Genomic DNA, 14,044 nt, shown 5'->3' with positions numbered 1-14,044 from the left:
GGAACGTGACAGTCGTCGAAGAAATCATGCAAGCGTGCTTGATTGTTTTGCGGGCCCCTGCCAGGCTTCCCCCACGCCGAGAAGGGGAGCGCACCGTGCCCGATCCGTCCGCCGTCGCCGTCTTCGCCGATCTCCGAGAGGAGAGTCGGGACCTCGATTCCCTGGTCGGGGAGCTGTCCGAGCCCGGTTGGGCGAAGGCCACCCCCGCGAGCGGCTGGAGCGTCGCCCACCAGATCGCCCACCTGTACTGGACCGACCGCGCCGCACTGCTGTCCCTCACCGACCCGGCCGGCTTCGCGCGGATGGTCGAGGAGGCCCTCGCCGCCCCCGACTCCTTCGTGGACGAGGGCGCCGCCGAAGGGGCCGCGCTGGCGCCCGCCGAACTGCTCGCCCGCTGGCGCACCACCCGTACCGCCCTCGACGAGGCGCTCGCGCTCGCCTCGCCCGACACCCGCTTCCCCTGGTACGGGCCGCCCATGAAGGCCGCATCCATGGCCAGCGCCCGCCTGATGGAGACCTGGGCCCACGGGCAGGACGTCGCCGACGCCCTCGGCGTCCGCCGCGCCCCCACCGCCCGACTGCGGCACGTCGCGCGGATCGGGATCCGGGCGCGGGACTACGCGTACGCGGTCCGGGGCCTGCCGGCGCCCGAGGGGGAGTTCCGGGTGGAACTCACCGCCCCCGACGGGGCCGAGCCCTGGACGTACGGGCCCGCCGACGCCCCCCAGCGGATCACCGGATCCGCGCTCGACTTCTGCCTGTTGGTGACCCAGCGGGTGCACCGCGCGGACACCGACCTGACGGCGACCGGCCCGGACGCCGACCGTTGGCTGGACATCGCCCAGGCCTTCGCGGGCCCCGCGGGCCCCGGCCGCGCGCCGGAGGGCTCCCGATGACCCGGCGCCCGCTGCGGATCGGCAACGCCTCGGGCTTCTACGGGGACCGGTTCGGCGCCGTGCGCGAGATGCTCACCGGCGGCCCGCTCGACGTGCTGACCGGCGACTACCTGGCCGAACTCACCATGCTGATCCTCGGCCGCGACCGCCTGAAGAACCCCGACCTCGGCTACGCCAAGACCTTCCTGCGCCAGCTGGAGGAGAACCTCGCCCTCGCCCACGAGCGGGGCGTACGGATCGTCGCGAACGCCGGCGGCCTGAACCCGGCGGGACTCGCTGACGCGCTGCGGGAGTTGGCGGCCAAGCTGGGTGTGCCCGTCTCGGTGGCGCACGTCGAGGGCGACGACCTGATGCCCTTCTCGGAGGGTGCGCTGACGGCCAACGCCTACCTGGGCGGCGCCGGGATCACCGCCTGCCTGCGGGCGGGCGCGGACGTGGTGGTCACGGGCCGGGTCACCGACGCGGCGCTGGTCAGCGGGTCGGCGGCCTGGTGGTTCGACTGGGCACCGGACGCGTACGACCGGTTGGCGGGGGCGGTCGTCGCCGGCCACGTCCTGGAGTGCGGAACCCAGGCCACCGGCGGCAATTACGCCTTCTTCACCCGGCACGACGTCCGCACCCCCGGCTTCCCGCTCGCGGAGATCGCCGAGGACGGTTCCTCGATCGTCACCAAGCACCCGGGCACGGGCGGGGCGATCACCGTCGGCACCGTCACCGCCCAACTCCTCTACGAGACACAGGGCGTCCGCTACCTCGGGCCGGACGTGACGGCCCGCCTCGACACCGTCCGCCTCGCCCCGGCCGGCCCGGACCGGGTCGCGATCTCCGGCGTCCTCGGCGAGGCCCCGCCCGACACCCTCAAGGTGGGCGTGACCCGGATCGGGGGCTGGCGCAACGAGGTGGTCTTCGTCCTGACCGGCCTCGACGTCGACGCCAAGGCCGACCTCGTCAAGACGCAACTCGCGGACGCCCTCTCGGGAGTGGCCACCGTGACATGGACCCTGGCCCGCACGGACCACCCCGACCCGGACACGGAGGAGACCGCGAGCGCCCTGCTCCGCCTGGTCGTCCGCGACCCGTCCCCGGACCGGGTCGGCAGGGGCCTGACCGCCGCCGCGATCGAACTCGCCCTGGGCAGTTACCCGGGCTTCCACGTGACGGCCCCTCCGGGCCCGGCCCAGCCGTACGGGGTCTTCACCTCGTCCCTGGTCCCGGCCGCGACGGTCCCCCACGTGGCCGTCCTCCCCGACACCACCCGCCACCCGATCCCACCCATCTCAGCCCCGCCCGTCCCGACGCCGCCCATCTCAGCCCCGCCGGCGTTCGAGGCGCGGGGGTCCGGGGGCGGAGCCCCCGAAGGGGCCCGGGGCGCGACCCCGGCTCCGGGCACGGGCCCCGCGGTGGCCACCACCCGCGCCCCGCTCGGCGCCCTGTTCGGCGCCCGCAGCGGCGACAAGGGCGGCGACGCCAACATCGGCGTCTGGGCCGAGAGCGACGCCGCCTGGCAGTGGCTCCGCGAGACCCTCACGGTCGACGCCCTCACCACCCTGCTCCCCGAGACCGAAGGTCTCCCCGTCGCCCGTCACGAACTCCCGCACCTGAGGGCCCTCAACTTCACCGTCACCGGCATCCTCGGCGCCGGCGTCGCCTCGGGCCACCGCTTCGACCCGCAGGCCAAGGCCCTCGGCGAATGGCTGCGCGCCCGCCACCTCGACATCCCGACGCACCTCCTGTCGTCCGACCCCGCCCCGGAGGGGACCCGCCCATGACCCGCCTCGGCACCACCGTGGATCCGCACGCTCCCGAGCACACGGCCGCCCGTACCGCCGCCCTCGCCCGCCTCGCCGAACTCGACGCCGAGCACCACAAGGCCCTGCTCGGCGGCGGCGAGAAGTACACGGACCGGCACCGGACGCGCGGCAAACTGCCCGCACGGGAGCGCATCGAGCTGCTCCTCGATCCGGACACCCCGTTCCTGGAACTGTCCCCGCTCGCCGCCTGGGGCAGCGACTATCCGGTCGGCGCCTCGATGATCACCGGTATCGGGACCGTCGAGGGCGTCGAGTGCCTGGTCACCGCCAACGACCCGACCGTGCGCGGCGGTGCCAGCAATCCCTGGACGCTCCGCAAGGCGCTGCGGGCCAACGAGATCGCCCGGCAGAACCGGTTGCCCTGCATCAGCCTCGTCGAGTCCGGTGGCGCCGATCTCCCGTCCCAGAAGGAGATCTTCATCCCGGGCGGGGCGATCTTCCGCGACATCACCCGGCTCTCGGCCGAGGGCATCCCCACCGTCGCCGTCGTCTTCGGCAACTCCACCGCCGGAGGCGCGTACGTCCCCGGGATGTCCGACCACACCATCATGATCAAGGACCGGTCGAAGGTGTTCCTCGGCGGTCCGCCGCTGGTCAAGATGGCCACCGGCGAGGAGAGCGACGACGAGTCCCTCGGCGGGGCCGACATGCACGCCCGGACCTCGGGCCTCGCCGACCACTACGCCCTCGACGAGTACGACGCGATCCGGCAGGCCCGCCGGGTCGTGGCCCGCCTCAACCACCGCAAGGCCCGGGGCGAGCCGCCGCGCGCCGAGGAACCCGTCCACGACCCCGAGGAGCTCCTCGGCATCGTCCCGGCCGACCTGAAGACGCCCTTCGACCCCCGCGAGGTCATCGCCCGCATCGTCGACGGCTCCGACTTCGACGAGTTCAAGCCCCTGTACGGCACCAGCCTGGTCACCGGCTGGGCGACCCTGCACGGGTACCCGATCGGCATCCTCGCCAACGCCCAGGGCGTCCTGTTCAGCGCCGAGTCCCAGAAGGCCACCCAGTTCATCCAGCTCGCCAACCAGCGCGACATCCCGCTGCTGTTCCTCCACAACACCACCGGCTACATGGTCGGCAAGGAGTACGAGCAGGGCGGCATCGTCAAACACGGCTCGATGATGATCAACGCGGTCTCCAACTCCCGCGTCCCGCACCTGTCCGTCCTCGTCGGCGCCAGCTACGGCGCCGGCCACTACGGGATGTGCGGTCGCGCCTTCGAGCCGCGGTTCCTCTTCGCCTGGCCGAGCGCCAAGTCCGCCGTCATGGGCCCCCAGCAGCTCGCCGGGGTGCTGTCGATCGTCTCCCGCCAGTCGGCCGCCGCCAAGGGGCAGCCCTACGACGAGGAGGCCGACGCGGGCATGCGCGCCTTCGTCGAGGCGCAGATCGAGTCCGAGTCCCTGCCGATGTTCCTGTCCGGTCGGCTGTACGACGACGGCGTCATCGACCCGCGCGACACCCGTACCGTCCTCGGCCTGTGCCTGTCGGCCGTCCACAACGCCCCCGTCGAGGGCGCCCGTGGCGGCTTCGGCGTCTTCCGGATGTGAGCCCGCAGATGACCATCACCTCCCTGCTCGTCGCCAACCGGGGCGAGATCGCCGTACGGATCTTCCGCACCGCCCGCGCCCTGGGCCTGGCCACCGTCGCCGTGCACTCCGACCCCGACGCGGACGCCCTGCACGTCCGGTCCGCCGACGCGGCGGTCCGGCTGCCGGGCGCGGCCCCCGCCGACACCTACCTGCGCGGCGATCTGGTCGTCAAGGCCGCTCTCGCGGCGGGCGCCGACGCCGTCCACCCCGGCTACGGATTCCTCTCCGAGAACGCCGACTTCGCCCGCGAGGTACGGGCCGCCGGGCTGACCTGGATCGGCCCGCCGCCCGAGGCCATCGAGGCCATGGCCTCCAAGACCCGGGCCAAGGACCTCATGCGGGCCGCCGGGGTGCCGCTCCTCGAACCCGTCGACCCGGCGCAGGCCGGCCCCGCCGACCTGCCCCTGCTGTTGAAGGCCGCGGCGGGCGGCGGCGGCCGCGGGATGCGCGTCGTACGGGACCTCGACCTGCTCAAGGAGGAGCTGGAGGGCGCCCGCGCCGAGGCCCGGTCGGCCTTCGGGGACGGCGAGGTGTTCGCCGAGCCCTACGTGGAGCGCGGCCAGCACGTCGAGGTGCAGATCCTCGCGGACGCCCACGGCACCGTCTGGGCCCTCGGCACCCGTGACTGCTCCCTGCAACGCCGCCACCAGAAGGTCATCGAGGAGGCCCCGGCCCCGGGGCTCCCGGCGCCGCTGCGCGAGAGCCTGCACCAGGCCGCCGTGGCCGCCGCCCGGGCCGTGTCCTACCAGGGCGCGGGCACGGTCGAGTTCCTCGTCACCGCCGACGGCCGCCCGTACTTCCTGGAGATGAACACCCGCCTCCAGGTGGAACACCCCGTCACCGAGGCCGTCTTCGACCTCGACCTGGTGGCCCTGCAACTGCGCGTCGCCGAGGGCGCGGCCCTGCCGACGGAACCCCCGGAGGCGGTCGGTCACGCCGTCGAGGCCCGGCTGTACGCCGAGGACCCGGGCCGGGACTGGCGCCCGCAGACCGGCGTCCTGCACACCCTGGCCGTCCCCGGGGCGGTCCGTGTGGACACCGGGTTCACCGACGGGGACACCGTCGGCGTGCACTACGACCCGATGCTCGCCAAGGTGATCGCCCACGCCCCGACCCGCGCCGAGGCCGTACGCATCCTGGCCCACGCCCTGGCCGGCGCCCGGGTCCACGGCCTGACCACCAACCGCGACCTGCTCGTACGGTCCCTGCGCCACCCCGAGTTCACCGCCGCCCGGCTCGACACCGGCTTCTACGGACGCCACCTCGACGCCCTCACCGCCGAGAACCCCGACGACGCCGCCCCGGCCCTGGCCGCGCTCGCCGCCGCCCTCGCCGACGCGGCGCCCGCGGCCGGGGCCCCGCTCGCCGCCCGCGTCGGCGCCTGGCGCAACGTCGTCTCCCAACCGCAGACCCGCCGCTACGAGATCGCCGGCGCCCCGTACGAGGTCGGCTACCACCCGGCCCGCAGCGGCCCCCCGGTCCCCGTGGGCCACCCCGGCGTCCGCGTCCTGGCCGCCGCGCCCGAGCTGGTCACCCTCGAAGTCGACGGGGTCCGACGGGTGTTCCACGTGAAACACAAATCGAACAAGGGGGGTGTGGGGGCCGCGGAGATCTGGGTGGACTCCCCGCTCGGCGCCCACACCCTCACCCGCCTGCCCCGGTTCTCCGACCCCCGGGACCGCACCGAACCGGGCTCCCTGCTCGCCCCCATGCCCGGCACCGTCGTCCGCGTCGCCGAGGGCCTGACCCCCGGCTCGGCGGTCACCGCCGGACAGCCCCTGCTCTGGCTGGAGGCGATGAAGATGGAACACCGCATCGTCGCGCCCGCCTCCGGCACGCTCACCGCGCTCCACGCCGCCACCGGCCAACAGGTCGAGTTCGGCGCCCTGCTCGCCGTAGTCCAGGAGGAAACGCCCGCATGAGCACCGTCGTAGAGACCGAAGAACACCAGGCCCTGCGCTCCGCCGTCGCAGCCCTCGGCAAGCGGTACGGCCGCGAGTACCTCGCCCGGGTCGCCCGTGAGGGCGGCCACCCCGACGAACTGTGGGCCGACGCCGCGAAGCTCGGCTACCTCGGCGTCAACCTCCCCGAGGAGTACGGCGGCGGGGGCGGCGGCATCGCCGAACTCTCCATCGTCCTGGAGGAACTGGGCGCCGCCGGCTGTCCGCTGCTGATGATGGTCGTCTCACCGGCCATCTGCGGCACGGTGATCTCCCGCTTCGGCACCGAGGCCCAGAAACGGACCTGGCTCCCCGGCCTCGCCTACGGCACCCGCACCATGGCCTTCGGCATCACCGAACCCGACGCCGGCTCCAACTCCCACCGCATCACCACCACCGCCCGCCGCGACGGCGACGACTGGGTGCTGAACGGCCGCAAGGTGTTCATCTCCGGCGTGGACATCGCCGACGCCACGCTCATCGTGAGCCGCACCGAGGACGCGCGGACCGGCAGCCTCAAGCCCTGCCTGTTCATCGTCCCGCGCGAGACCCCCGGCTTCTCCCGCTCCCTCATCGACATGGAACTCCAGGCCGCCGAGAAGCAGTGGGAGCTGGTCCTGGACGAGGTGCGGCTGCCCGCCGACGCCCTGGTCGGCGACGAGGACGCCGGACTCCTCCAACTGTTCGCCGGACTCAACCCCGAACGGATCATGACCGCCGCCTTCGCGATCGGCATGGGCCGGTACGCCCTCGCCAAGGCCGTGGACTACGCCAAGACCCGCCGGGTGTGGAAGGAACCCATCGGGGCCCACCAGGCCATCGCGCACCCGCTGGCCCAGTCCCACATCGAACTGGAACTGGCCCGCCTGATGACGCGGAAGGCCGCCGCGCTCTACGACGCCGGCGACGACATGGGCGCGGGAGAGGCCGCCAACATGGCCAAGTACGCTGCCGCCGAGGCCTGCGTACGGGCGGTGGACCAGTCCGTGCACACCCTGGGCGGCAACGGCCTCACCCGGGAGTACGGCCTGGCCTCCCTGATCACCGCCTCCCGCGTCGCCCGCATAGCCCCCGTCAGCCGGGAGATGATCCTCAACTTCGTCTCCCACCAGACCCTCGGCCTGCCCAAGTCGTACTAGCACCGCACCGGGCGCCGCCCCCACGGGAGGGCGGCGCCACGACCGGCACGAGCCCCACCGGAGGAACGGCATGACCCCCCTCGTCGGCGCAGCCCACGACCGTGGCATCACCACGCTCACGCTCGACTCCCCGGCCAACCGCAACGCGCTCTCCGCGGACCTCGTCGCCGCTCTGCGCGCGGCCCTCGCCGAGGCGGGCGCCGACCCCGCGACCCGGGCCGTCGTCCTCACCCACACCGGCACCACCTTCTGCGCCGGCGCCGACCTGAAGTCCCCGTGCGACCCGGCGGACTTCGTGGCCCTGCTCACCGAGCTGACCGAGCTGCCCAAGCCGGTCGTCGCCCGCGTCACCGGACACGTCCGGGCGGGCGGTCTCGGCCTGCTCGGTGCCTGCGACATCGCGGCGGCCGGACCGGGCTCCACGTACGCCTTCACCGAGACGCACCTCGGCGTGGTCCCGGCCGTCATCTCGGCGCCGCTGCTGCCGCGCCTGGACCCCCGGGCCGCCTCCCGGTACTTCCTGACCGCCGAGGCGTTCGACGCGGCGGAAGCCGCCCGGATCGGCCTGCTGAGCCTGCACGGCGCGGCCGGCGAGGACGTCGACGAGCTGCTCGCCCCCGTCCTCGCGGGACTGCGCAAGGCCGGCCCGGAGGCCCTCGCCGCGACCAAGGAACTGGTCACCGCCCCGGTCCGGGCCGCCCTGGCCCGGGACGGGGCGGCGCTCACCGAGCTGTCCGCCCGCCACTTCGGCTCCGCCGAGGCACGCGAGGGCATCGGAGCCCGCTTCGAGCGCCGGGACCCCTCGTGGGCACTGTGACCGGACCCAAGCAGGCCCGCAGCCGGGTGACCCGCCGCCACCTCCTGGAGGCCGCCGTCTCCTGCCTGGCCGAGCACGGCTGGGCGGGTTCCACCGTCGCGGTCGTCGCCGAGCGCGCCGGCGTCTCGCGGGGCGCGGCCCAGCACCACTTCCCGACCCGCGAGGACCTGTTCACGGCCGCCGTCGAGTACGTGGCCGAGGAACGATCCACCGCCGTGCGGACCCTCTTCCAGGCCGGACCGGCGGCCCGGCCCGTGGTGGTCGAGGCACTGGTGGACATGTACACCGGGACGCTCTTCCGGGCCGCGCTCCAACTGTGGGTCGCCGCCTCCAACGAGGAGCAGCTGCGTCCCCGGGTGACCGAGCTCGAGGCCCGGGTCGGCCGCGAGACCCACCGCATCGCCGTCGAGCTGCTGGGCGCGGACGAGTCGGTACCGGGCGTCCGGGAGACCGTGCAGGGGCTCCTGGACATGGCGCGCGGCCTCGGGCTGGCGAACGTGCTGACCGACGACACGGCCCGCCGGGCCCGCGTCGTCGCCCAGTGGGCCCGGATCCTGGACTCCGCGCTGACCTGAGGCGGACACGGCGACGGCACCGCACCCCGTCCCGGGTGCGGTGCCGTCGCCCTGTACGTGACCCTGCGGCGTCAGGCCGTCTCGGCCATGTCCGCGTAGCCGGCGATCTCGCGCGGGTTGCGCACGCCGGGACCGGTGTAGCGGGCCGACGGACGCACGAGGCGCCCGGTGCGCTTCTGTTCCAGGATGTGCGCCGACCAGCCGGCCGTGCGGGCGCACGTGAACATCGAGGTGAACATGTGCGCCGGCACCTCCGCGAAGTCCAGCATGATCGCGGCCCAGAACTCCACGTTCGTCGCGAGCACCCGGTCGGGACGGCGCGCGTGCAGCTCCTCCAGCGCGGCCTTCTCCAGGGCGGCGGCCACCTCGTAGCGCGGGGCGTCCAGCTCCTTGGCGGTGCGCCGCAGCACGCGGGCACGCGGGTCCTCGGCACGGTAGACGCGGTGCCCGAAGCCCATCAGGCGCTCGCCCTTGTCGAGGGCCTTCTTCACGTACGCCACGGCGTCGCCGGTGCGCTCGATCTCCTCGATCATGCCGAGGACGCGCGAGGGCGCCCCGCCGTGCAGCGGGCCCGACATGGCGCCGACCGCCCCCGACAGGGCCGCCGCGACGTCGGCGCCGGTGGAGGCGATGACGCGGGCGGTGAAGGTGGAGGCGTTCATGCCGTGCTCGGCGGCCGAGGTCCAGTACGCGTCGACGGCCTTGACGTGCCGCGGGTCCGGCTCGCCCCGCCAGCGGATCATGAACCGTTCGACGACGGACCCGGCCTTGTCGATCTCCTTCTGCGGGACCATCGGCAGGCCCTGCCCGCGGGCGGACTGGGCGACGTACGACAGTGCCATCACGGCCGCGCGCGCCAGGTCGTCGCGGGCGGTGCGCTCGTCGATGTCGAGGAGCGGTTTCAGACCCCACACGGGGGCGAGCATGGCGAGCGCGGACTGCACGTCGACACGGATGTCACCGGAGTGGACCGGGATCGGGAACGGTTCGGCGGCCGGCAGGCCGGGGTTGAAAGCACCGTCGACCAGCAGGCCCCAGACGTTCCCGAAGGAGACGTGGCCGACCAGGTCTTCGATGTCCACCCCCCGGTAGCGGAGCGATCCGCCCTCCTTGTCGGGCTCGGCGATCTCCGTCTCGAACGCGACGACCCCTTCGAGCCCGGGTACGAAGTCGGACATCAGGCGGCTCCTCAGATAGTGCGAACACGCGCGGCTCCCGGCGTGATTCGCGGTCCGGCGCGGTCATCCCCGTTGATGCCCGGCACGGCCGTCGGTCACCCTCACGGGGACCCTCGGACCGGCCCCAAGATTTTGTCCGTTCCGCTTGTCGTTCGGAAGCGTGACATACGGCACACCTCCGCCGGGAGAACGCCCCCCGACGGCCGGCGGGGGAGCCGACGGGGGAGGACTGCGGCAGGATGGCCGGCGTGACCGATCAGGACCTTGACCCCGCCGCCATGCGCAAGCAGTACCGCTCGCAGCTCGTCGACGTGGACGGCCTCGCCGACGACCCGATGGCGCAGTTCTCCCTGTGGTTCCAGGAGGCCGCCGACGCGAACCTCTTCGAACCCAACGCGATGGTCGTCTCCACGGCGACCCCCGACGGGCGGCCCAGCTCCCGCACGGTGCTGCTGAAGCAGTTCGACGAGCGGGGCTTCGTCTTCTTCACCAACCACGGCTCCCGCAAGGGCCGCGAACTCGACGCGAACCCGTACGCCTCGCTGCTGTTCCCCTGGCACCCGATCGCCCGCCAGGTGATCGTGACCGGCACGGCCGCGCGCATCGGCCGGGACGAGACGGCCGCGTACTTCCGTTCCCGCCCGCACGGCTCCCAGCTGGGCGCCTGGGCGAGCGAGCAGTCCCGCGTCATCGGCTCCCGCGCCGAGCTGGACCGGCGGTACGCGGAGCTGGCGGAGCGCTATCCGGAGGGGGAGCAGGTCCCGGTGCCGCCGGAGTGGGGCGGCCTGCGGGTGGTCCCGGACGCGGTGGAGTTCTGGCAGGGCCATGAGAACCGGCTGCACGACCGGCTGCGCTACGTCCGTGAGGGCGGGAAGTGGCGGGTCGAGCGACTCTGCCCGTGAGCCGCCGGGCGGCCAAAGGGGGCGAGGGGGCGAGGGGCGAGAACGCAGACGACCCGCGGGCTCTGGTTCCTCTCCTGCAGTGAGAGGAGCCGGCCGGACGTACCGGCGAGCCCGCGGGTCGGGTGACTGCTTGGGATTGGCGCCTGGCGTTCCCGCCGGGCACCGCACTGGGTGCGTGCGACGACGGGCGCTTTAGCCCGCAGCCACCTCACGCGTCCGGTTTCCGTACATTTCGGGAACCACCTCCCTTCTCGTGTACCGCAGAGCCTACGACCCCTCCCCGGGTCCCTCAACTTATTAATTCGGGCCACACAACTCCCCTTACCGAGCCCTGAGTTGCTCCCTACACTGGCGTCCCGCGCGGGGAAACGGGGAGGGTGTCATGAGCACACGGCTGCCGCGGGAGTACCGGGTCCGCTCGGAGCAGATGGCCGGCGTGTACGTCGCCGTCGGCATCGGCACACCGGGCGTGCTGCTGACCGTGCTGAACATGGAGAACACCCCGGGGTGGGTGAAGTCCCTGGTCGTGGCCCTGGTGCTGGCCTTCTTCGGATGGCTGGTCGTGGCCGCGAAACGCTGTTCCACCTCCGCCGACCTCAAGGGGATCCGGGTCCGCCGCTTCACCGGGACCCGCAGGCTGGCCTGGGAGGAGGTCCAGGACATCCGCGCCGCCCCGAACCCGAGCGCCCACACCGCGAAGAACCAGCCGACGGTCATCTCGTACGCCTACGACGACGCGGGCCGCCGCGTCCAGCTGATGTACGTCGACGACAACCACGTCGACGTCGCCCGCGAGGTCGGCGCCCTGCGCGCCGCCTGGGAGGAGCTGCGCGGTCCGGACTGGGCGCAGGACCCGGAGGCGGTGCGCCGCATCGCGCGGCACGACGTCCGCGACCGGCGCGTACGGAAGACCTACCTCTGGATCGTCATGATCATCGTGGTGGTCTTCGTGGTCGCGATGGTGTCGTTGTTCGCCGGCTGAGCGGCCTGCCCCTCGGGGACATACCGGGATGATTCCGGGAAGCGGGTGTGGGCTGTGTCACGTTCCAGTTGAATGATCCGACGTGCCGCACACGCGAACACCTGCAGGGGGTGCCAGGTGAGTGCTTCCGGACGTAACGAGACCACCGACGATCTGCTCGCAGCGCTGCTGGACGGGATGGACGCCGCGCTGTGCGCGTTCGACTCCGACGGCGTGATCACCCACTGGAACCGCGAGGCCGAGCGGATCCTCGGCTGGTCCGCCGCCGAGGCGGTGGGCCGGCGCGGGTTCGCGGGCTGGGCGGTGCGCGCCGCCGACGCGCACGACGTGGAGGACCGGATCATGTCCGCCCAGGACGCGCCGGGACGGCAGGTGAACGAGTTCGCGCTGCTGACCAAGGACGGCGGCCGGGTCCTCGTCCGCACCCAGTCCGCCGGCGTCCCGGGCGCGGACGGCAAACCCGCCGGCGTCTACTGCGCGTTCAGCGAGGTCCACGCGCAGATCGACCTGGAGCGTTCCATCGCCCTCAGCGAGGCCCTGATGGAGGACGCCTCCTGGGGCGTCGTCCTGGTGGACGTGGACCTGCGCCCGGCCGTGGTGAACACCCACGCCGCCCGCGCGTTCGGCTCCGGTCGCACCGCGCTCCTCGGCCGGCCGCTCGGCGAACTGCTGACCCAGGGCGTCGAGGAACTGGAGGGCGCCCTCCAGCACGTGCTGGCGGAGGGCGCGCCGCCGTCGCCCGTCGAGCTGTGGGTGTCCGTCCGCACCCCCGAGGGGGTGCGCCGGCGCTGTTGGCGCTGCGGGTTCCTGCGGCTGGCCTCGCCCCTCGCGGAGGAGCCCGTGCCGCTCGGCGTGGGCTGGCTGTTCCAGGACGTCACCGAGGCCCGCCGGGCCGCGCTCGACACCGGACAGTCGCGGTTCCGGGCCAACCAGCTGTACCGGGCCGGCCGGGCCGCCGCCGAATGCGAGGACCCCGCCGAGGCGGCCGCCGTACGCCTGGACTTCGCCCTCGCCGGCTTCGCGGAACACGCCCTGGTCGACGTGCTCGAAGAGACGGGCGCGGACCCCGGGCGCCGCCGCAGACTCGTCCGGGCGGCGGCGTCGGCGTCCGGCCAGACCCTGCTGCTGCCGGGGCCCGGCGCGATCCCCCTGCGGTACGCGCCCATGCACCCGGCGCTCCAGGCCCTGGACCGGATCGGCCCGGTACGCACCAGCGCCCCCGGCGGCGAACCGACCGACGGCTGGGCCAAGGCGCGCCACTGGCCCGAGGACGCGGCGCACGCGCTGTGCACCGTACTGCGCAGCAGGGGCCGCACCCTGGGCGCGCTGACCTTCCTGCGCGGGACCTCGCGGGCCGCCTTCGAGCGGGCCGACGCCCTGTACGCGGAGGAGGTCGCCGCCCGGGTGGCCGCGGACCTCGACCTGGCGGGCCGGACCCGCGACCGGCACTGAGGGCCCCCGACGCCGGGAGCGTCGCGCCCTGCGTGGCGGGCCGCACCGGGCGGACCGCCCGCCTACCGTGATCCGGTGCGCCACACCTCCACCGTGCGCGTCCCGGCAGCGGTCGTCGTCCTGTGCGCCACCGCCCTGTCCTGCACCTCGCCGCCCCCGGCGCCGCGCTTCCAGGCCCCGAACCGGGAACTCGGCGCGCGCGTCACGGCCGTCCCGGCGGGCTCGCTCGGCGTCACCCACCGGGCGGGTTGCCCCGTACCGGCCGACCGGCTGCGGCTGATCCGGATGAACCACTGGGGCTTCGACGGCAAGGTCCACCAGGGCGAGATGGTCGTCCACGAGCGGGCCGTCCGCCCGCTGCTGCACGTCTTCGGCAAGGCCTTCGAGGCCGGGTTCCCGATCCGGCGGATGCGGGTGACGGCCGCGTACGGCGGCGACGACGACGCGTCGATGGCCGCCGACAACACCTCCGCCTTCAACTGTCGCCGGGTCACCGGCGACCCGGGCCGGCTCTCCCGGCACTCCTACGGCGACGCCGTCGACATCAACCCCGTCGAGAATCCGTACGTCGACCGCGACGGCGACGTCCACCCGCCCGCGGCCCGCGCGCACCTGGACCGCGACCACCCCGCCCCCGGCATGATCCGCGCGGGCGACGTCGTCACCCGTGCGTTCCGGGAGATCGGCTGGTACTGGGGCGGACGCTGGAGCAACCCGGATTACCAGCACTTCTCCGAGACCGGCGGCTAGGCCCTGT

The 14,044-nt window shown here is 73.7% G+C and carries 12 protein-coding genes; 11 read left to right on the top strand and 1 reads right to left on the bottom strand.

Annotated features, from left to right (window positions below):
- The first annotated feature begins 95 nt into the window (after positions 1–95).
- From ADK55_RS21290 to ADK55_RS21260, 7 genes are all read left to right on the top strand, one after another.
- Positions 96–896 (top strand): TIGR03084 family metal-binding protein, encoded by an 801-nt coding sequence (locus tag ADK55_RS21290; RefSeq protein WP_053681034.1) that lies wholly within the window; start codon positions 96–98, stop codon positions 894–896.
- Positions 893–2,665, top strand: a complete 1,773-nt coding sequence (locus ADK55_RS21285) for an acyclic terpene utilization AtuA family protein (protein ID WP_053681032.1) — start codon at positions 893–895, stop codon at positions 2,663–2,665. Before ADK55_RS21290 ends, ADK55_RS21285 begins: the two co-directional genes overlap by 4 nt.
- Entirely contained in the window at positions 2,662–4,260 is a 1,599-nt protein-coding gene (locus ADK55_RS21280) for an acyl-CoA carboxylase subunit beta (RefSeq protein ID WP_053681029.1), read from the top strand. Before ADK55_RS21285 ends, ADK55_RS21280 begins: the two co-directional genes overlap by 4 nt.
- Before the next feature lie 8 nt (positions 4,261–4,268).
- A complete protein-coding gene (locus tag ADK55_RS21275; RefSeq protein ID WP_053681028.1) occupies positions 4,269–6,224 on the top strand; it encodes a biotin carboxylase N-terminal domain-containing protein in 1,956 nt (651 codons plus the stop codon).
- A complete protein-coding gene (locus ADK55_RS21270) occupies positions 6,221–7,381 on the top strand; it encodes an acyl-CoA dehydrogenase family protein (protein WP_053681026.1) in 1,161 nt (386 codons plus the stop codon). The genes ADK55_RS21275 and ADK55_RS21270 overlap by 4 nt, the downstream gene beginning before the upstream one ends.
- Positions 7,382–7,451: 70 nt before the next feature.
- Positions 7,452–8,198: an enoyl-CoA hydratase family protein gene (locus ADK55_RS21265; protein ID WP_053681024.1), complete on the top strand. Its 747-nt coding sequence runs from the start codon at positions 7,452–7,454 to the stop codon at positions 8,196–8,198.
- Positions 8,186–8,773 carry a TetR/AcrR family transcriptional regulator gene (locus ADK55_RS21260; protein WP_053681023.1) on the top strand — a complete coding sequence of 196 codons (588 nt, stop codon included), beginning with the start codon at positions 8,186–8,188 and terminating at the stop codon, positions 8,771–8,773. Before ADK55_RS21265 ends, ADK55_RS21260 begins: the two co-directional genes overlap by 13 nt.
- 71 nt (positions 8,774–8,844) lie before the next feature.
- On the opposite strand, the gene ADK55_RS21255 is transcribed toward ADK55_RS21260, so the two are convergent.
- Positions 8,845–9,951 carry a citrate synthase 2 gene (locus ADK55_RS21255; protein ID WP_053681020.1) on the bottom strand — a complete coding sequence of 369 codons (1,107 nt, stop codon included), beginning with the start codon at positions 9,949–9,951 and terminating at the stop codon, positions 8,845–8,847.
- A 239-nt stretch (positions 9,952–10,190) separates the two neighbouring features.
- On the opposite strand from ADK55_RS21255, the gene pdxH reads away from it, so the two are divergent.
- The 4 genes from pdxH (at position 10,191) to ADK55_RS21235 (ending at position 14,037) form a co-directional block, all read left to right on the top strand.
- Positions 10,191–10,853 carry a pyridoxamine 5'-phosphate oxidase gene (pdxH, locus tag ADK55_RS21250; protein WP_234350186.1) on the top strand — a complete coding sequence of 221 codons (663 nt, stop codon included), beginning with the start codon at positions 10,191–10,193 and terminating at the stop codon, positions 10,851–10,853.
- A gap of 382 nt (positions 10,854–11,235) precedes the next feature.
- Positions 11,236–11,835, top strand: a complete 600-nt coding sequence (locus tag ADK55_RS21245) for a PH domain-containing protein (protein WP_053681018.1) — start codon at positions 11,236–11,238, stop codon at positions 11,833–11,835.
- Positions 11,836–11,952: 117 nt separating this feature from the next.
- On the top strand, positions 11,953–13,287 hold the full coding sequence (locus tag ADK55_RS21240) for a PAS domain-containing protein (RefSeq protein ID WP_053681016.1): 1,335 nt from the start codon (positions 11,953–11,955) through the stop codon (positions 13,285–13,287).
- Positions 13,288–13,362: 75 nt separating this feature from the next.
- Positions 13,363–14,037: a M15 family metallopeptidase gene (locus ADK55_RS21235; protein ID WP_234350185.1), complete on the top strand. Its 675-nt coding sequence runs from the start codon at positions 13,363–13,365 to the stop codon at positions 14,035–14,037.
- Positions 14,038–14,044 lie beyond the last annotated feature (7 nt).

The sequence above is a fragment of the Streptomyces sp. WM4235 genome (genome assembly GCF_001279725.1).
GTDB lineage: Bacteria > Actinomycetota > Actinomycetes > Streptomycetales > Streptomycetaceae > Streptomyces.
The sequence above is the reverse complement of the archived record's forward strand: the minus strand, read 5'-3'. Positions and strand labels throughout refer to the sequence as shown.

Bases quoted from the DNA above. Each gene is read 5' to 3' on its own strand.
- ADK55_RS21285 (WP_053681032.1), top strand. From the start codon at position 893: ATGACCCGGCGCCCGCTGCGGATCGGCAACGCCTCGGGCTTCTACGGG.
- ADK55_RS21280 (WP_053681029.1), top strand. From the start codon at position 2,662: ATGACCCGCCTCGGCACCACCGTGGATCCGCACGCTCCCGAGCACACG.
- ADK55_RS21275 (WP_053681028.1), top strand. From the start codon at position 4,269: ATGACCATCACCTCCCTGCTCGTCGCCAACCGGGGCGAGATCGCCGTA.
- ADK55_RS21270 (WP_053681026.1), top strand. From the start codon at position 6,221: ATGAGCACCGTCGTAGAGACCGAAGAACACCAGGCCCTGCGCTCCGCC.
- ADK55_RS21265 (WP_053681024.1), top strand. From the start codon at position 7,452: ATGACCCCCCTCGTCGGCGCAGCCCACGACCGTGGCATCACCACGCTC.
- ADK55_RS21255 (WP_053681020.1), bottom strand. From the start codon at position 9,951: ATGTCCGACTTCGTACCCGGGCTCGAAGGGGTCGTCGCGTTCGAGACG.
- pdxH (WP_234350186.1), top strand. From the start codon at position 10,191: ATGGCCGGCGTGACCGATCAGGACCTTGACCCCGCCGCCATGCGCAAG.
- ADK55_RS21245 (WP_053681018.1), top strand. From the start codon at position 11,236: ATGAGCACACGGCTGCCGCGGGAGTACCGGGTCCGCTCGGAGCAGATG.